The 15,430-nt window shown below is 65.1% G+C and carries 20 protein-coding genes; 13 read left to right on the plus strand and 7 right to left on the minus strand.

Annotation, left to right across the window (positions count from 1 at the left end; translation table 11 throughout):
- Positions 1 to 27: 27 nt before the first annotated feature.
- Together AB7G19_RS24275 and AB7G19_RS24280 are read left to right on the plus strand one after the other, a co-directional pair.
- Positions 28 to 492 (plus strand): MarR family winged helix-turn-helix transcriptional regulator, encoded by a 465-nt coding sequence (locus AB7G19_RS24275; RefSeq protein WP_441268143.1) that lies wholly within the window; start codon positions 28 to 30, stop codon positions 490 to 492.
- A 121-nt stretch (positions 493 to 613) separates the two neighbouring features.
- Complete coding sequence (locus AB7G19_RS24280; protein ID WP_085399034.1) at positions 614 to 1,045, plus strand: COG4315 family predicted lipoprotein; 432 nt, start codon at positions 614 to 616, stop codon at positions 1,043 to 1,045.
- Between the two features lie 67 nt (positions 1,046 to 1,112).
- Here AB7G19_RS24280 and AB7G19_RS24285 read toward each other — a convergent pair whose 3' ends face one another.
- Positions 1,113 to 1,730 (minus strand): L,D-transpeptidase, encoded by a 618-nt coding sequence (locus AB7G19_RS24285; protein ID WP_166105773.1) that lies wholly within the window; start codon positions 1,728 to 1,730, stop codon positions 1,113 to 1,115.
- A 335-nt stretch (positions 1,731 to 2,065) separates the two neighbouring features.
- On the opposite strand from AB7G19_RS24285, the gene AB7G19_RS24290 reads away from it, so the two are divergent.
- A complete protein-coding gene (locus tag AB7G19_RS24290) occupies positions 2,066 to 3,097 on the plus strand; it encodes a hypothetical protein (protein ID WP_441268144.1) in 1,032 nt (343 codons plus the stop codon).
- Positions 3,098 to 3,474: 377 nt separating this feature from the next.
- On the plus strand, positions 3,475 to 3,705 hold the full coding sequence (locus AB7G19_RS24295) for a DUF6894 family protein (RefSeq protein ID WP_441268145.1): 231 nt from the start codon (positions 3,475 to 3,477) through the stop codon (positions 3,703 to 3,705).
- Positions 3,706 to 3,800: 95 nt separating this feature from the next.
- Here AB7G19_RS24295 and AB7G19_RS24300 read toward each other — a convergent pair whose 3' ends face one another.
- Positions 3,801 to 4,583 (minus strand): SDR family NAD(P)-dependent oxidoreductase, encoded by a 783-nt coding sequence (locus tag AB7G19_RS24300; RefSeq protein ID WP_441268146.1) that lies wholly within the window; start codon positions 4,581 to 4,583, stop codon positions 3,801 to 3,803.
- Positions 4,584 to 4,712: 129 nt separating this feature from the next.
- Here AB7G19_RS24300 and AB7G19_RS24305 point away from each other — a divergent pair, with 129 nt between their 5' ends.
- Both AB7G19_RS24305 and AB7G19_RS24310 read left to right on the plus strand, forming a co-directional pair.
- Complete coding sequence (locus tag AB7G19_RS24305; RefSeq protein ID WP_441268147.1) at positions 4,713 to 5,102, plus strand: hypothetical protein; 390 nt, start codon at positions 4,713 to 4,715, stop codon at positions 5,100 to 5,102.
- A 110-nt stretch (positions 5,103 to 5,212) separates the two neighbouring features.
- A complete protein-coding gene (locus tag AB7G19_RS24310; protein WP_441268148.1) occupies positions 5,213 to 5,461 on the plus strand; it encodes a hypothetical protein in 249 nt (82 codons plus the stop codon).
- Between the two features lie 16 nt (positions 5,462 to 5,477).
- Here AB7G19_RS24310 and AB7G19_RS24315 read toward each other — a convergent pair whose 3' ends face one another.
- The 4 genes from AB7G19_RS24315 to minC all read right to left on the minus strand — a co-directional run bounded on the left by AB7G19_RS24315 (position 5,478) and on the right by minC (position 7,685).
- Positions 5,478 to 5,663: a hypothetical protein gene (locus AB7G19_RS24315; RefSeq protein WP_028161169.1), complete on the minus strand. Its 186-nt coding sequence runs from the start codon at positions 5,661 to 5,663 to the stop codon at positions 5,478 to 5,480.
- A gap of 208 nt (positions 5,664 to 5,871) precedes the next feature.
- Positions 5,872 to 6,153: a cell division topological specificity factor MinE gene (gene minE, locus AB7G19_RS24320; protein ID WP_063983590.1), complete on the minus strand. Its 282-nt coding sequence runs from the start codon at positions 6,151 to 6,153 to the stop codon at positions 5,872 to 5,874.
- The gene (gene minD, locus AB7G19_RS24325; protein WP_063983591.1) at positions 6,150 to 6,965 is read right to left on the minus strand and encodes a septum site-determining protein MinD; all 816 of its coding nucleotides are present in this window, start codon (positions 6,963 to 6,965) and stop codon (positions 6,150 to 6,152) included. The genes minE and minD overlap by 4 nt, the downstream gene beginning before the upstream one ends.
- A gap of 21 nt (positions 6,966 to 6,986) precedes the next feature.
- Positions 6,987 to 7,685, minus strand: coding sequence for a septum site-determining protein MinC (minC, locus tag AB7G19_RS24330; RefSeq protein ID WP_441268149.1), 699 nt, complete (start codon positions 7,683 to 7,685; stop codon positions 6,987 to 6,989).
- Between the two features lie 370 nt (positions 7,686 to 8,055).
- Here minC and panB point away from each other — a divergent pair, with 370 nt between their 5' ends.
- Positions 8,056 to 8,877, plus strand: a complete 822-nt coding sequence (gene panB / locus AB7G19_RS24335) for a 3-methyl-2-oxobutanoate hydroxymethyltransferase (protein ID WP_441268150.1) — start codon at positions 8,056 to 8,058, stop codon at positions 8,875 to 8,877.
- 119 nt (positions 8,878 to 8,996) lie between these two features.
- Here the strand turns inward: panB and AB7G19_RS24340 are convergent, their stop codons facing one another.
- Positions 8,997 to 10,013 carry an ABC transporter substrate-binding protein gene (locus AB7G19_RS24340; RefSeq protein WP_441268151.1) on the minus strand — a complete coding sequence of 339 codons (1,017 nt, stop codon included), beginning with the start codon at positions 10,011 to 10,013 and terminating at the stop codon, positions 8,997 to 8,999.
- A 99-nt stretch (positions 10,014 to 10,112) separates the two neighbouring features.
- On the opposite strand from AB7G19_RS24340, the gene AB7G19_RS24345 reads away from it, so the two are divergent.
- The 6 genes from AB7G19_RS24345 to AB7G19_RS24370 all read left to right on the plus strand — a co-directional run bounded on the left by AB7G19_RS24345 (position 10,113) and on the right by AB7G19_RS24370 (position 15,323).
- Complete coding sequence (locus AB7G19_RS24345; protein ID WP_063983595.1) at positions 10,113 to 10,760, plus strand: TetR/AcrR family transcriptional regulator; 648 nt, start codon at positions 10,113 to 10,115, stop codon at positions 10,758 to 10,760.
- 84 nt (positions 10,761 to 10,844) lie between these two features.
- Positions 10,845 to 11,615: an ABC transporter permease gene (locus tag AB7G19_RS24350; protein ID WP_166353007.1), complete on the plus strand. Its 771-nt coding sequence runs from the start codon at positions 10,845 to 10,847 to the stop codon at positions 11,613 to 11,615.
- 30 nt (positions 11,616 to 11,645) lie between these two features.
- Positions 11,646 to 12,683, plus strand: a complete 1,038-nt coding sequence (locus tag AB7G19_RS24355; RefSeq protein ID WP_441268152.1) for an NAD-dependent epimerase/dehydratase family protein — start codon at positions 11,646 to 11,648, stop codon at positions 12,681 to 12,683.
- Positions 12,670 to 13,491, plus strand: a complete 822-nt coding sequence (locus AB7G19_RS24360; protein ID WP_441268153.1) for a GNAT family N-acetyltransferase — start codon at positions 12,670 to 12,672, stop codon at positions 13,489 to 13,491. Before AB7G19_RS24355 ends, AB7G19_RS24360 begins: the two co-directional genes overlap by 14 nt.
- Before the next feature lie 6 nt (positions 13,492 to 13,497).
- Complete coding sequence (locus AB7G19_RS24365; RefSeq protein WP_441268154.1) at positions 13,498 to 14,553, plus strand: dihydrodipicolinate synthase family protein; 1,056 nt, start codon at positions 13,498 to 13,500, stop codon at positions 14,551 to 14,553.
- The gene (locus AB7G19_RS24370; protein WP_439034831.1) at positions 14,541 to 15,323 is read left to right on the plus strand and encodes an ABC transporter ATP-binding protein; all 783 of its coding nucleotides are present in this window, start codon (positions 14,541 to 14,543) and stop codon (positions 15,321 to 15,323) included. The genes AB7G19_RS24365 and AB7G19_RS24370 overlap by 13 nt, the downstream gene beginning before the upstream one ends.
- The last annotated feature ends 107 nt before the right edge of the window (positions 15,324 to 15,430 follow it).

The following is a 15,430-nucleotide window of genomic DNA, read 5'->3' on the forward strand; positions in this document are numbered from 1 at the left end:
GCCTTCCCTGCCGCAACGGAGAATTCGGTGAAAGACAACAACGACATGCCCGGGCACCTGGCGCGCCGGTTCCAGCAGATCGCGGTGGCGGTGTTTCTGGCCGAGGTCGGCGAAGCCGGCTTCGACCTCACGCCGGTGCAATACGCGGCACTTGCGACCATCAAGGCCAATCCGGGGCTCGACCAGGTGACGCTCGCAGGATTGATTGCCTACGACCGCACCACCATCACCGGGGTCATCGACCGCCTCGTCCAGAAAGGCCTTGCCGAGCGCCGCGCCTCCAGCCGCGACCGCCGCGCCCGCGAGCTCGAGATCACCGACGAGGGTCGACGCACGCTGCGCAAGATCACTCCGGCGGTGGAGTCCGCCCAGCGCGTCATGCTGCGCGGCCTCAGCGCGAAGGAAAGTGAAGAGCTGATGCGGCTGCTGCGCAAGGCCATTGCCGCCGGCAACGAGCTCAGCCGCGCCCCGCTGCGCGGGGTGGAAGCATGAACCCCGTATTTCCATCCGTAATTGTCGTAGTGCCGCGAAACCTGGAACTAACCTTCGGCTGCTAGGGTCGGCAACATTCGGCGTTTAACGCGCGATTTACTTTGCCGCTCGGGAGTTTCGGATGTTCAGGTTCCTCATTGCGGCGACGGCCATCGCGCTCTCGGCCGGTCCTGCGCTTGCCAACGGCCATGGCGGCGGCGACCCTGCTCCGCCGAAGCCCGAGGCCACGACCGCACCGGCGAAGGTGGTCCTGACCAAGCAGGGCCCCACGCTCGTCGACCTCAAGGGCATGACGCTCTACACTTACGAGCGCGACACCACCGGCAAGACGTCGAACTGCAACGGCAAGTGCACCGAAAGCTGGGTCCCGCTATCCGCTACGGTCGACGCCAAGGCCATCGGCGACTTCACCGTGATCAGCCGCAACGACGGCAGCAAGATGTGGGCGTACCGCTATCGTCCGCTCTACACCTCGCCGGCCGACAAGGCGCCAGGCGATGCCAACGGCAATGCCACGACTCTGCAATGGCGCGTCGCCCGGCCTGAGAACTAGGTCTCAACCGGCAACCCTGCCCACGACGAAAGCCTCGTGAGCAGTGGAATGACCGATCGCACTGCGCTTAGCCGCGCCAGCTAGACCCCGCGTCGACCCGTGCATTCTGCCCGGGCGGCAGCACCACCACCGTGGCATTCAGCTTCACCCGGTCGAACAGATCGATCACGTCCTCGTTGCGCATCCGGATGCAGCCGGACGAGATCGCCTGCCCGATATATTCCGGCTGGTTGGTGCCGTGGATACGGTAGAGCGTGTCCTTGTTGCCGAGGTAGAGATAGATGCCCCGCGCGCCCAGCGGATTGGCGGGGCCACCGGCGACGCGCGCTGGATACGGTCCGAGCCGCGCCTGGATCTCCGCTGTCGGAACCCAGTCGGGCCATTCCGCCAGACGGCCGACGCGCGCGACGCCGGAGAAGGCCATGGCTTCCTCGCCGACCGCGACGCCGTAGCGGATCGCCTTGCCTTCGGGCAGCACGAAATAGAGGTAGCGCGCATCGGTATCGACCAGGATCGTGCCCGGCTGCTCCTTGCGCGGATAGTCGACAATATGACGGAGATATTGCTCAGGCACGTTCGCCTGCGCGTAGGGCGTGTGCGCAAGCAACTGCCGGTCGCGCGGCGTCATGCTCGCATCCGTCGATGGAGAAAGCGTCGTCTGCATGCAGCCGGCGAGCGGAAGCATGGCCATGACGAACAATACGATTAGAGATTTTGGCACCACCGGCCCCCCGATAGCGGATAGTTGCGCTCCCAGCGACGCCAGATGCTGCCCAAATCGTGCTGAAAACAAGGCAATGCGGAACACGTGCCCGTGTTCGACTGGCATGGTTCCATCACCACAAACGGCGAAGAACCGTCGCACAGTCTCCATCCCCTCGCCTTGCTTTCGTCAAACCCGGCTGGACTCGTGGGTCATCGTGCGGACTCATCGGATTTGGGATGGGTTCACCTCGACAGATCGGCTCGCGCCAATGCGGACGCCCATACTTTAAACACTCGGACTTCAAAGGAGCTGCGATGCTCGCGACGCTGAACTCTAGGCAAATCGTCGATGAGATCGTGAAGGACACGGTCAAGGACAACGATCCGCACGACGCCGTTGAGATTTCACCCGACATGGTGCTGGCTTCGCGCCCCATCAGTGGTGCGCCCGCGTTGGCCCCTGAGATCGCAACCCGTCCAGAGGCGAAAATAGATCCGAAGTTCGCGCCGGAGCGCACCATCAATCCGGAGCCGAAATTCAGTCCCGTCCTGGAGCCGCAGACGGCAGCGCCCTCGGTCGACACCGCCGTGCGCGTCGCCGCCAGCGATGGTCGCCGGCAGAAGCGATCCTCCGCCGGCAAATGGCTGCGCGGCGCGTTCGTCATGATCTTGTTTGCGGGCGGAAGCGCGGCCGCCACTGTCGCCTGGGAGAAACATGGCGACACGGCCAGGCAGATGCTCGCCGAATGGACACCTGCATTGACTGCGTTGACTTCGCTGTTGCCTTCGACATCGCGAACGGCGGCACCGGTGACCGCCGCGCCGGTCACCGCTGCGCAGGCCGCGCCGCCCGCGGAGCCAGTCGCAACGGATCAAGCGGCGGATCAAGCTGCTCAACCTGCGACGCCGCCTCCGGTTCAGGTTGCAGCAGCCGCACCTGTCGCAACACAGCCCGATCCCGCGCAGTCGGTCCAATCGATGACGCGCGATCTCGCAGCGATGGCGCAGCAGATCGAAGCGCTCAAGGCCAACATCGCCGAGCTGAAGGCCGGGCAGGAGCAGATGGCGCGCGAGATGGCGAAACCGCCCGCGCCAAAGCCGGTGGCTGAGGCCAAGCCGGTCGATCCGCGCGCGCGCGTATCCACGCTCCCGCCGCGATCTCCGGCGCCTCCGGTTCGCAAGCCGAAGCCGGTCGCGTCGCAAACCTACATGCCGGCCTATTCGCCCGCGCCGCCTGCACCTTCGCAGGCTGCCGCGGTCGCGCCGACAGCAGCCCCGGTCGCCACGACGCAAGCCGTTGCCGATGACGACGGACCTGTCGTGCGTCCGCCGATGCCGCTGCGCTAGACCAAGCGTGAGCGCAGCGTCGCTGTCGCGACGTCGCCCAAGCTGTCCGAGTCGATGCGACGCGTTGAGTCCGGGCAATTACGGAGACCGATATTTCGATCGTCTTCCGTCAAGAGAAAAGGCCGTCGGGATTTATGCCGCCGGCCTTCTCTTGCAGCTGCCGGTTCCCGGAGCCCGGTTCTGCTGCAATTCCATGCCTTATGATCACGTCGACATATTTAATAAAATCTTAACGCACACAAATGCTGCACATGATTTCTGCGCCATAAGCACAGAGATTGCGCGACCTGTTCATTCGAAAATATCGACTCAGTGGTATCATCCGGGATGTGTTGAGACTTCCACTGAAGCTCACGTCGTCACACCGGGGAAATCGAATGCCCTACTATTCCTTCGATCTCGTGGTTGGTGAAGAGTTCAAGAACCAGGGTGGAATCATCCTCGAAGACATCGAGGTCGCTTCCGATCGCGCCGTTCAATTGGCTACCGAGCTGTCGCAGGTGAAGCCGGAGCTGCAACGGAAGGGTTGCGCGGTGCGCGTCACCGATCGCGATCACAACGAGGTCTATCGCACGCCGCTCGATCCCGTGCCGGCCTGGCAACGCTAGGTCACAGCGTTTTCGAGCGATTTGGAAACCGGTTCGCGCAAATGTGCGTCGAACCGTGACTCAAAAGCACTGTTCCGAGTCATCGGAACGGGGCCTTAGTCGTCCAGCTCCGGCGGCTCGAACCAGTTCGTCAGCGACAATCCGCCGTCGACGACGAAGGCTGCGCCGGTGATGTAACCCGAGAGCTTGTTCGACAGCACCGCAAGCGCCATCGGCGCGAGGTCCTTGGCCTCGCCGAGGCGCCCGAGCGGAATGTGCTTCGTCAGCGAGGCATCGGCAACGAACCCGCCCGCCGCGATCGCGCCGGGCACCAGCGCGTTGACGCGGATGTCGTGACGCCCGAGCGTCTTCGCGAGCTCCTTCACCAGCATCGCCATCCCCGCCTTCGCCGTCGAATAATGCGGCAGGTTGCGCGGCGTGCCCGCGTGTAGCGAGGTGAGAAACAGGAACGAGCCCGGCCGTTTCGCAGCGATCAGCCGTTTTGCCAGCCCGCGCGCCAGATGGAATCCGGCATCGAGATTGACGGCATGCATCTCCTGCCAGGTCTTGCGATCGACCGCGAGCGCATGATCGGCCTCCCGCCGCGGCGGCGATGCGCTGTGCACGAAATGCGAGACCTCGCCGAGCGCCTCTGCGGCGGCCAGCAGGGCATCGCAAGCGTCCGACCTGGCGAGATCGCCGACCCACGGCACCGCCAGCTCAGGCCTGCCGCTCGCGCTGATCGCCGCATTCACCCGTTCCAGGCTCACATCGGCGAACAGGGTCCGAACGCCCTCGCCGACCAGCGCCTGCGCAATCGCGCGGCCGATGCCGTTGCCTGCGCCGGTGACGAGGGCCGTGTCGCGTGCGGGGTCGAACGGCGTGCTCAACAGGCTCATGTCGCTCTCCTTGGCCAGGACGGGGTGACGATAGCGCACCGCACCGGGGAGCGACAAATACGTCCCGGCACCATTGCGGAGTGGCTTGCCGGACGCTAGCCTCCCAAAAAAACGGAGGAGATACCAAGGATGCGCACCGGTTTCCTGATCGCAGGTCTGTTACTGCTCGCCGCGCCGGCCCAAGCGGCGGACCGTGCACGCTCGACCTATGTGACGATGGTCTTGCAGGCCTTCGCCGCCAAGGTGGAATGTCCGAACACCGATCTCGTCTATCAGGACCTCGTGCAGAAGGCGCAGCAGATGCAGCTGCCGGACGGCACCACCGAGAGGGTGCGCAAGGCGATCGCCTGGATGCACACCGGCGGCAAGATGGGCGAGAAGCAGGACGACGATTTGATGGCCGAGGTCGCGGTCGCGACGCAGGCGACCGACATGGACCAGCGCCGCCTCGGCATGCCCGGCTGGTGCGAGGCCCAGAAAACCAACCTCGCCGGCCTGATCCGCAGCAAGGGCGGCTAGGCGCTCTCTCGCCGCGTTAAGCACGCCGTGGCGGAACCGTCGCGGCGGCCAACTATCGTCATAATCCTCGACACCATGCGGCCTCTTCGAATTCGAACAGGAGAGCCCACATGCGGAGTATCCATTTTGTTTTCGCCGGCGCATTTGCGGCCGCCGCTGTGCTGACCGCGCCCGCCCTGGCGAAGAACTCCGATGCCCAGAAAGGCGAGGAAAAATCCACCTCGTCATCCTGCAGTGCTTACCAGCAGGCACCCGACGGCTCGTGGGAACCGCTGCCCTGCAAAGAGACAGGCGAGCGTCCCCAGCCGCAGACACAAAATCGCACTACGCAGTCGGGCGCCGACCGCGGGGAGCGCTGAGCGCGCTGGCCGCGGATCAGCTCTGGTGCGGGCCGCGGATGATCTTCATGGCGTCCTCGATGTGACGCCACTCCTTGGCCTCATCGGCCTCGCCGCGGCCCTCACAGGCCTGGGCCTGCTCGGCGGCCTTCGCAATCGCAGCGAAACCATGTTTTTCCAGCATCTGGCGCGCGATGGTGTGGACCTGGATCTCGGATATCATGGGCGCTCTCCTGTTCAGGAAACCGCAGCGCCTGGCTTGGCGCTCCGCGGCCTCTGACAACGATTTCGCCGCAGGTCCCGTTCCGCCCACGACCGATCACATCGGCAGGCCTGGAATTTGACGTGACGAGCAAGCAAGACAAAGGCGGTCCGCTATGCCCAGCGGACCGCCTTCTCACCCACCCCAAATTTGCAGCCGGCCGGATCCCCTACCCGACCGCCGCGCGCTTGCGCTCCAAATCGTTCGGCACCTCGATATCGACCTCCAGGGTCGATACCTCGTCGCCGCGCTCGAGCCGGACGATGACCTTGGTCGGGTCCAGCGTGACGTGCCTGGACACGACAGCAAGAATTTCCTCGCGCAGCACGCCGAGCAGATCGGGCTGGCCGCGCAATCCGCGTTCATGGGCAAGCAGGATCTGCAATCGCTCACGAGCGACCGGGGCAGAGGCCTTCTTGCCGCGGAGAAGCCGAAGCAGACCCATGCTCATGCAGCCCTCCGTCGCAGCAGACGATCCATGAAGCGCCTGCGCTCGGCCGGAACCTGCATCGCCACCGTGTCGCCGCACAGCCGCCGCGCCGCGTCGATATAGGCCCGTGCGGGTGCACCGTCCACGTTCGACAGCGTCACCGGCGTGCCGACATTGGAGGCCTTCAACACGTCCTGGCTCTCGGGGATGATGCCGAGCAAGGGCGTTGCGAGGATTTCGAGGATGTCGTCGATGGTCAGCATCTCGCCGCGCGCGGCGCGCGAGGCATCGTAGCGGGTGATGAGAATGTGCTTCTGGACGTGCTCGCCCTTCTCGGCCCGCACCGTCTTGGAATCGAGCATGCCGATGATGCGGTCGGAATCGCGCACCGAGGAGACTTCCGGATTGGTGACGATCACGGCCTCGTCCGCAAAGCGCATCGCCATGGAGGCGCCGCGCTCGATGCCGGCCGGGCTGTCGCAGATCACCCAGTCGAAGCGGTCGCGCAAATCGTCGATGACCTTGCCGACGCCCTCTTCCGTCAGCGCGTCCTTGTCGCGGGTTTGCGAGGCCGGCAGCAGCCAGAGATTCTCCAGCCGCTTGTCGCGGATCAGCGCCTGCGGGAGCTTTGCGACGCCCTGCACCACGTTGATGAGGTCGAACACGACGCGGCGTTCGGCGCCCATGACGAGATCGAGGTTGCGCAGGCCGACGTCGAAATCGACGACGACGACCTTGTCGCCGCGTTGCGCCAGCGCAGCCCCCAACGCGGCGGTCGTCGTTGTCTTGCCGACCCCGCCCTTGCCTGATGTCACGACCAGTACCTTACTCATCTGAAATGTCTCCTTTGCTGGTCAGTTCAGTGCTGTAATTCGCATGGTATTCCCCTGCAGCCAGGCCTGCGCCGGCTTGCCGCGCAAAGCGGCGTCGATGTCGTCCGCAGTCTGGTAAAATCCATCAATTGCAAGCAGTTCAGCCTCGATCTTCTGACAATAGATGCGGGCGCTCGTGTGCCCATTGACCCCCGCCATGGCACGGCCGCGGAGCGCGCCGTAGATGTGGATGGAACCGCCGGCGACGACTTCGGCGCCGGAGCCGACCGAGCCCAGAATGGTGACGTCGCCCTCCGGGAAGATCACGGTCTGGCCCGAGCGCACCGGGCTATCGAGCAGGAGCGAGGTCGGCTTGGTTATGGCCTTCGCCTCGGCCTTCTTCGGCGCGCTCGGCTCGACCACGCAGCTGCGCCCTCCCGAGAGCAGCGGCGGCATGGTCGGCGTCAGCCGGCCCTCCTCCACCCCCTCGATCCCGAGCACCCGGATGTTGCGATCCTGGAGGCTCGTGAGCAGATGGGCGATGCCGGACTGGCTGAGATCGACCGAGGACAGATCGATCACCACGGGCCGGCCGGCGAAGAAACCCGGCGAGCGCGCAATCGTGGCGTCGATCTCCTGCAGCCAGTCCTGGATCGGAACCGTCGGCACGAACACGAAGGCCACGTAGGAGCGCCCGCGCAGGCGAACCATTTGGCGTTGGACTTTTGCTGCAGCCTCCATAGCGGCCGACTCGATCCCTGTTATTGAATGGTTAACGATGCGGCGAATTTGGTTAATGGCTGGTTAATTTATCCTAGGGCACGTGGGGGTGTGGACGGGCTGGGCCTGCGGAAGGGCTTGGGCGAGCGCTTCCGCGCAACACACCGCTGTCATGCCCCGGCTTGACCGGGGCATCCAGTACGCCGCGGCTTATCCGCATCATGGCACGGCCTCTGGAATACTGGATCGCCCGCCTACGCGGGCGATGACACTGAGAATGTCGAGACAGTGGGCCCTCACGCCGTCCATTGTGATCGCAGGCCCGACCATCCGGATTGACATGCTCATGGCATCTGGTTTCGATCCGCCTCCCCCGCAGACGGAGCCGATCATGTCAATTCAGTCTTCCATCAGGCGCAAGACCGCGCCGGACATCCGTGCACGCAAGCGGGGCGAGCCGATCGTGATGCTGACGTCCTATCACGCGCATACGGCCGCACTGGTGGATCGGCATTGCGACGTCATCCTGGTCGGCGATTCCCTTGGCAACGTCATGCATGGCTTCGAGACAACGGTGCCTGTTACGCTGGACATGATGATCCTCCAGGGCGCCGCGGTGATGCGGGGCTCGAAGCAGGCGCTGGTCGTGGTCGACATGCCGTTCGGATCGTATGAAGCCTCCATGGAGCAGGCGTTCAACTCCGCGGTGCGGATCATGAAGGAGACGCAATGCGGCGCAGTGAAGCTTGAAGGCGGCGTTCGCATGGCGGAGACGATCGCATTCCTGTCCGGTCGCGGCATCCCGGTGATGGGTCATATCGGCCTCACGCCGCAATCCATCAACACGCTCGGTTCGTTTCGTGCCCAGGGGCGCAACGAGGTGGACTGGAGCCCGATCGAGGACGATGCGAAGGCCGTCGCCGATGCCGGTGCATTCTCGGTCGTCGTCGAAGCCGTGGCCGAACCGTTGGCGCGCAAGATTACGGAGACGATTGCGATCCCCACCATAGGCATCGGCGCGAGCGCTGCCTGCGACGGTCAGGTGCTCGTGCTCGAGGACATGCTCGGGCTGTCGCCGCGAACCCCGAAATTCGTCCGGCGCTACGGCAATCTTGGTCCGGCCATCGAAGCGGCGATCGAAGGGTATGCCGCCGACGTGCGGTCACGCACCTTTCCCGGGCCCGAACACGTCTACGAGATGAAACAGAGCTGAGGGTGGCACCGTAGCCCGGATGGAGCGCAGCGAAATCCGGGACAGCGCATCCTCAGCGGCAGGTTTCCCGGATTACGCTTCACTCCATCCGGGCTACAAGCGGAAGCGTACCGCTCCCCCTACTTCTTCACCTTGCTCGCATCCATCTTGACAGCGGGATCCAGCATCTTCGTCGTGAACGCCGTGGTCACGTCGAACGGCTTCTCCATGCCGAGATAGGTCTGGACCAGCTCATAGTCCTTTTTCATCCGCTCGCCGTCGATCCAGCCGAGACCCTTGGTGGTCGTGAACTCGTCGGTCATCAAATACTTGATGCGCTCCCACTGGCGCTCCTGGTTCTCCTTGTCGAGACCGGAGACCTGGTCGAGCAGCGCCTTCAGGCACGGCGTGACGTCGGCGACGCAGGCCGCAAAGGCCTTCTGCGAGACGCGGACGAACTCCTCGACCAGCTTGGGATTCTTCTGGAGATAGGCGCCGTTGACGATCAGCGAATTGCCGTAGGGGTTGAGCCCGATGTCCTTCCAGTTGACGAAGCCGAGATCGGGGCCGAACTCGATTACCTTGAGATCGTGCTCGTTGTAGAAGTCGCTGATGATGTCGACGGTATGGCTCTTTAGCGCCGCGATCTTCGCGGTCGGGCCGATATTGACGAAGCTGACGGCATCAGGCGCGATGCCTGCGGCCTTCGCAAAAGCCGGCCACATCACGCGCGAGGCGTCGCCGGGCGGGTTGCCGATCTTGTGGCTCGGAAAATCCTTCACGCCATTCACGCCGTAGCTCTTCAGCCAATAAAACGTCTGGCCGGTGTTGGCGTAGATGCTCATCAGCGCGACGTCGTCGGCGCCCTTGCTTTTCGCGACCAGCATCGTGGCAAGATCGGCGATGCCGAAGGCTGAGCCGCCCGAGCCGACCTTGGCGGCGGAGACGCCGGAGCCCTTGCCGACCTCGATGGTCAGGTCGATGCCGGCCTTCTCGTACCAGCCCTGCGCCTTGGCGAAATAGAACGGCGAATGGTCGGCCGTCGGCGTCCAGTTCAGGATCAGGTTGACCGCCTCGCCCGCGCTCGCCGGCACCGCCGGCGCACCGAGCATCAGGGCCAAAGCCAAAGCCGAGCCCGCAGCCTGCAAACGCTTCATCGCATCCCTCCTCATTGCCGCGACCCGGCTTGTCGCTCTCCCCATGTGAGGATACCAATGCAACAAGCCGCCCTCGACTTGTCAACTGTCTGGTTGGAAATGCCCGCAAAACGTTCAGGCGACACCGTGCCGCAGCGGCGCGATCCCGTCGCCACCCGCAAGAAGCTGCTCACGGCGGCGCGCCTGGAGTTCGCCCGGCACGGCTTTGCCGGCGCCCGCGTCGACGAGATCGCCGAGCGCGCCGGCGTCAACAAGCAGCTCGTCTACCACTACTTCGGCGACAAGGACGCGCTCTATCTCGCCGTGCTCGAATGGGTCTACGCCGACATCCGCGAGCAGGAACGCCAGCTCAACCTCGAAGGCCTGCCGCCGGAAAAGGCGATCCGGAAGCTGATCGAGGCCTCGTTCGATTACCTCGCGACAAACCCCGATTTCATCGTGCTCCTGAACGACGAGAACCGCGGCGGCGCCCGCCACGTCCGCGGCTCGACGCGGCTGGAGGCAATGCATTCGCCGCTGGTGAAGAGCGTCTCCCACATCCTCCACGAGGGCGTCCGCACCGGCGTCTTCCGCAAGGGGATCGACCCGATCCAGCTCTATATCTCGATCGCGGGCCTCAGCTATTTCTATCTCTCCAACACGCCGACGCTGTCGGCGATCTTCGGCAAGGACCTGTCGAGCCGGGCGGCAAGGCGCGCCCGCCGCAGGCATGTCGTCGACCTCTTGCTGCATTCGCTCCGGCCCTAATCAACCAACTGGTTGAAACTTTCCGAAAGGCCGGCTAGGCTTAACTTCCAGCGGCATCGTCGCCGCAGTGACAGGGAGCAACCGGTGACCGGAGACGGCGCACGCACCTCGCGCAGCTTTGCGATCATCCTGATCGTGCATCTCGCCGTGCTCGTGCTCTGGCAGGTCGCGGTCGATGCCTTCCACGTGCCGAAATTCATCCTGCCCTCCCCGCTCGCGACGGTGCAGACGCTGGGCACCGCGAGCTATGCCTGGGGCGCCAACACGCTGGTCACGGCGATCGAAATCCTCGGCGGCTTCGCGCTCGGCGCGTTCGTCGGCGTCGCGCTGGCCGTGATCTTCAGCTGGGCACCGCTGCTGAGCCTCGTGCTGCTGCCGCTGTTCGTGACGATGAACATGATCCCGAAGGTCGCGCTCGGCCCGCTCTTCATCGTCTGGTTCTCCTACGGCATCGTGCCGAACATTTTGATCGCCTTCAGCATCTGCTTCTTCCCGATCCTGCTGACCACCGCGCGCGGCCTGCGCGAGGTCGAGCCGGACCTGCTCGACCTCGTCAAATCGCTGCGGGGCTCGCGCTGGACGCTGTTCCGCAAGATCCAGTTGCCGGGATCGCTGCCTTACGTGTTCTCCGGCATGAAGGTCGGCGCCATCCTCGCGGTGGCCGGCGCCATCGTCGGCGAGTTCATCGCCTCCGAGCGCGGGCTCGGCTATCTCATGATCCAGGTTCAGTCGTCGCTCGACACGCCCGCGATGGTGATGGCCGTCGTGCTGCTGACCCTGCTCGGCGTCGCTCTCTACGGCCTGGTCCTCGCCCTCGAACGCAGGTTCGTGGTCGGCGATGCCAGGCAAACTTGAAACGGCAGAACTAACGACAAGGACCGATCCATGCTGCTCACCCGCCAGACGCTGCCGAAGACGATCCCGGATATCGCAGCCCTCGACGATCTCCTGTGCCGGCCGACCCAGGCGCTGATCGACGACCTCAAGAAGGTCGAGGGCGACATCATGATCCTCGGCGTCGCCGGCAAGATGGGACCGACGCTGGCGGGGCTCGCGAAAGCCGCCGCCCCCGATCGCCGCGTCATCGGCGTCGCCCGCTTCAGCGATGCGAGCGTCAAGGACTGGCTGCACGCGCGCGGCGTCGAGACGATCAGTTGCGACCTGATGGACGAGAGCGCGATTCAGGCCCTGCCGAAGGCACCCAACATAGTCTTCATGGCCGGCCGCAAGTTCGGCGCCGAGGGTGACCTGTCGCTGACCTGGGCGATGAACGCGCATGTGCCGGCCCTCGTCGCGCAGGCCTTCCCGACGTCGCGCATCGTGGCGTTCTCGACTGGCTGCATCTATCCCTTCGTCCCCGTCGACGGCAAAGGCGCGACCGAGGACATGGCACCGAACCCGCCCGGCGAATACGCACAGTCCTGCGTCGGCCGCGAGCGCATGTTCGAGTATTTTTCGCGCAAGTTTGAAACGCCGGGCCGCCTGTTCCGGCTCAATTACGCGATCGACATGCGCTATGGCGTGCTGCACGACATCGCCACAAAGGTGCTCACGGGAACGCCGATCGATGTCAGTCTCGGCCACGTCAATTTCATCTGGCAGGGCGATGCCTCCTCGCAGGCGCTGCGCTGCCTTGCGCATTGCACCGCGCCAAGCTCGCCGATCAACGTCAGCGGCCACGAGATTTTGGCGGTGCGAGATCTCGCGGCAAAATTCGGCGCGCGCTTCGGCCGCGCGCCGGTGCTGACAGGCAAGGAGGAACCCACGGCATGGCTGACCGACACGTCCAGGGCGGTCGAGCTGTTCGGCCTGCCGGTCGTGGACACCGAGCAGTTGATCGCCTGGACCGCGGACTGGGTCTCGCGTTCCATGCCAAGCCTCGGCAAGCCCACCAAATACGAGGTGCGCGATGGACGCTACTGACGGTTCGCCCATCCTCAAGCTCGGCGTCGACGACGCGATCGCCGGGCTGGTGCTGTCGACGGAAGCGCACTGGAACCAGACCGAGGAGGACTGGCGAATCTTCCTGCACGAGGGCGTGGTGTTCGGTATTCGCGACGGCCTACGGCTGGTCGCGACCGCGGCGCTGCTGCCCTATTCCGGCAACAACGCCTGGATCAGCATGGTGCTGGTATCGGGCACGCATCGCCGCCGCGGCCTCGCCACCCGGCTCGTCGATGCCTGCCTGGAAACCGCGCGCAAGAACGGCCTGACGAGCTGGCTCGACGCGACGCCCGACGGCGCCGCCGTCTACGGGCCGCTCGGATTCACGCCGACGCTGCAATTGCGCCGGCTGAAGCTGGTGAAATCCGGGCGAGCCGAAGCCCCACCGTCTTCATCGGCCACCATCGATGCGCTGCGGGCGCGGGACCGGCGCGCCACCGGTTTCGACCGCACTGCGCTCCTCTCCGCCATCGCCCTGCGCTCCGGCTCGCGCATCGTCGCCGCGCATGGCGCCATCGCGCTGGTTCGCGACGGCCGAACCGCGCGCCATATCGGGCCGTTGTTTGCCAACAATGCCGCGCCAGCGCTGGCCCTGGTTCATGCGATCACGCGCTCCGAGACCGGCCCGATTCTGATCGATGCCGTTGCCTCGCAAGCCGCATTCCTGGACGGATTGATCGCCTCGGGCTGGACCATCGAGCGGCCGTTCCAGCGCATGCGGTTCGGCCCCGCCACCATCGCTGCCAAGGATACGCCATTCGCCGTCGCCGGCCCAGAATTCGGATAGGACATCATGCACCACAGCCAGATCAACAGCGACGTCCGCAAGCTGATCGCCGACGGCACCGTGCTGCCGGCGCACCCCCTCGCGCTCACGGCGGAGCGCCAGCTCGACAAGAAGCATCAGTGCGCGCTGACGCGCTACTACATCGACGCCGGCTCGGGCGGCCTTGCGGTCGGCGTCCACACCACGCAATTTGCGATCCGGGACGTCGGCCTCTACCGTCCCGTGCTCGAGCTCGCCGCCGAGACCGCTGCGAACTGGACCAAGCGTCCGCTGGCGATGGTCGCAGGCCTCGCCGGCCCGACCCGGCAGGCAGCGGCTGAGGCCCGCACCGCGCGCGATATCGGCTATCACGCAGGGCTCCTCAGTCTCGCCGCGATGAAGAGCGCCTCCGAGGATGAGATCATTGCGCATTGCACGGCGGTCGCCGCCGAGATCCCGCTGGTCGGCTTCTATCTCCAGCCGGCCGTCGGCGGGGTCGTCCTGTCGAGCCGGTTCTGGCAGCGCTTCGCCGCGATCGACAATGTGATCGCGATCAAGATCGCGCCGTTCAACCGCTATCGCACGCTCGACGTGCTGCGCGGCGTCGCGGCGGCCGGTGCGCTCGATCGCGTCGCGCTCTACACCGGCAACGACGACCACATCCTGCTCGACCTGATGCTGCCGTTCGATCTGCGCGACAACGGCATCACCACGCGAACCTATTTCAAGGGCGGTCTGCTCGGCCATTGGTCGGTGTGGACCGCGAGCGCCATCAAACAGTTCGAGCGCTGCAAGGCGGCGCGGCACAAGGAGGCCGTGCCGGCCGATCTGCTCGCGCTCGATGCCCGCGTCACCGACTGCAACAGCGCCTTCTTCGACGTCGCCAACAATTTTCACGGCTGCATCGCCGGTTGCCACGAGGTGCTGCGGCGTCAGGGCCTGATGCAGGGCCTGTGGTGCCTCGACCCGAACGAAGGCCTCAGCCCCGGCCAGAAAGAGGAGATCGACCGCGTCTATCGCGAGCACGCCGACCTCGGCGACGATGCGTTCGTCGCCTCCAATCTGGACAAATGGCTGGCATGAGCGCCGAGCCCTTCATCAGCCTGAGCGGCGTCCGAAAGGTCTATCGCAGCGGCGGCGCCGAGTTCCTGGCGGTGTCCGACGTCACGATGGACGTGCAGGAAGGTGAGCTCGTCTCGCTGGTCGGCCCCTCCGGCTGCGGCAAGACCACGGTGATGAAGATCTTGGCCGGCCTGCACGGCGCCGACGGCGGCACCGTCAGAATTGGCAATGCCAAAAGCCCGTTCGATCCGACCCGCGACATCGGCATGGTGTTCCAGCAGGCGCTGCTGCTGAAGTGGCGCACCATCCTGGACAACGTGCTGTTGCCGGCCGAGATCGTTGGCCTGCCCATCAAGGCCGCGCGCGAGCGGGCGCGCGATCTGCTCAACCTGGTCGGGCTTGCCGGCTACGAGCAGAAATATCCGCGAGAGCTCTCGGGCGGCATGCAGCAGCGCACCGCGATCGCGCGGGCCTTCATTCACGATCCAAAACTGATCCTGATGGACGAGCCGTTCGGGGCGCTGGACGCCTTGACTCGCGAGCAGATGAATCTGGAGATGCTGCGGATCTGGCGCGAGAGCGGCAAGACCATCATCTTCGTCACGCACTCGATCCAGGAAGCCGTGTTCCTGTCCTCGCACTGCGCCGTGCTGACGGCGGGGCCTGCGAAGATGGCCGACTACTTCCCGATCGACCTGCCCTTCCCGCGCGATCTGCCGCTCAAGACGACCGACGCGTTCGGCGCCTATGCGCGGCGGATCTATGCGAAGCTGGGGTTGAGCGCGGGGTAGGCTGCCCGATGCGTCCGTAGCCCGGATGGAGCGCAGCGTAATCCGGGGCGGTGCCGTTGACGTGCGAGATCCCGGATTTCGCTGCGCTCCATCCGGGCTACGGAAGC

The sequence above is a fragment of the Bradyrhizobium sp. 215_C5_N1_1 genome (genome assembly GCF_052075935.1).
In the GTDB taxonomy this organism is placed as follows: domain Bacteria; phylum Pseudomonadota; class Alphaproteobacteria; order Rhizobiales; family Xanthobacteraceae; genus Bradyrhizobium; species Bradyrhizobium barranii.

Excerpts from the sequence above, each read along its gene's own strand:
- AB7G19_RS24280 (WP_085399034.1), top strand. The coding sequence starts at position 614 with ATGTTCAGGTTCCTCATTGCGGCGACGGCCATCGCGCTCTCGGCCGGT.
- AB7G19_RS24285 (WP_166105773.1), bottom strand. The coding sequence starts at position 1,730 with ATGCTTCCGCTCGCCGGCTGCATGCAGACGACGCTTTCTCCATCGACG.
- AB7G19_RS24290 (WP_441268144.1), top strand. The coding sequence starts at position 2,066 with ATGCTCGCGACGCTGAACTCTAGGCAAATCGTCGATGAGATCGTGAAG.
- AB7G19_RS24295 (WP_441268145.1), top strand. The coding sequence starts at position 3,475 with ATGCCCTACTATTCCTTCGATCTCGTGGTTGGTGAAGAGTTCAAGAAC.
- AB7G19_RS24300 (WP_441268146.1), bottom strand. The coding sequence starts at position 4,583 with ATGAGCCTGTTGAGCACGCCGTTCGACCCCGCACGCGACACGGCCCTC.
- AB7G19_RS24305 (WP_441268147.1), top strand. The coding sequence starts at position 4,713 with ATGCGCACCGGTTTCCTGATCGCAGGTCTGTTACTGCTCGCCGCGCCG.
- AB7G19_RS24310 (WP_441268148.1), top strand. The coding sequence starts at position 5,213 with ATGCGGAGTATCCATTTTGTTTTCGCCGGCGCATTTGCGGCCGCCGCT.
- AB7G19_RS24315 (WP_028161169.1), bottom strand. The coding sequence starts at position 5,663 with ATGATATCCGAGATCCAGGTCCACACCATCGCGCGCCAGATGCTGGAA.
- minE (WP_063983590.1), bottom strand. The coding sequence starts at position 6,153 with ATGAGCATGGGTCTGCTTCGGCTTCTCCGCGGCAAGAAGGCCTCTGCC.
- minD (WP_063983591.1), bottom strand. The coding sequence starts at position 6,965 with ATGAGTAAGGTACTGGTCGTGACATCAGGCAAGGGCGGGGTCGGCAAG.
- minC (WP_441268149.1), bottom strand. The coding sequence starts at position 7,685 with ATGGAGGCTGCAGCAAAAGTCCAACGCCAAATGGTTCGCCTGCGCGGG.
- panB (WP_441268150.1), top strand. The coding sequence starts at position 8,056 with ATGTCAATTCAGTCTTCCATCAGGCGCAAGACCGCGCCGGACATCCGT.
- AB7G19_RS24340 (WP_441268151.1), bottom strand. The coding sequence starts at position 10,013 with ATGAAGCGTTTGCAGGCTGCGGGCTCGGCTTTGGCTTTGGCCCTGATG.
- AB7G19_RS24345 (WP_063983595.1), top strand. The coding sequence starts at position 10,113 with ATGCCCGCAAAACGTTCAGGCGACACCGTGCCGCAGCGGCGCGATCCC.
- AB7G19_RS24355 (WP_441268152.1), top strand. The coding sequence starts at position 11,646 with ATGCTGCTCACCCGCCAGACGCTGCCGAAGACGATCCCGGATATCGCA.
- AB7G19_RS24360 (WP_441268153.1), top strand. The coding sequence starts at position 12,670 with ATGGACGCTACTGACGGTTCGCCCATCCTCAAGCTCGGCGTCGACGAC.
- AB7G19_RS24365 (WP_441268154.1), top strand. The coding sequence starts at position 13,498 with ATGCACCACAGCCAGATCAACAGCGACGTCCGCAAGCTGATCGCCGAC.
- AB7G19_RS24370 (WP_439034831.1), top strand. The coding sequence starts at position 14,541 with ATGGCTGGCATGAGCGCCGAGCCCTTCATCAGCCTGAGCGGCGTCCGA.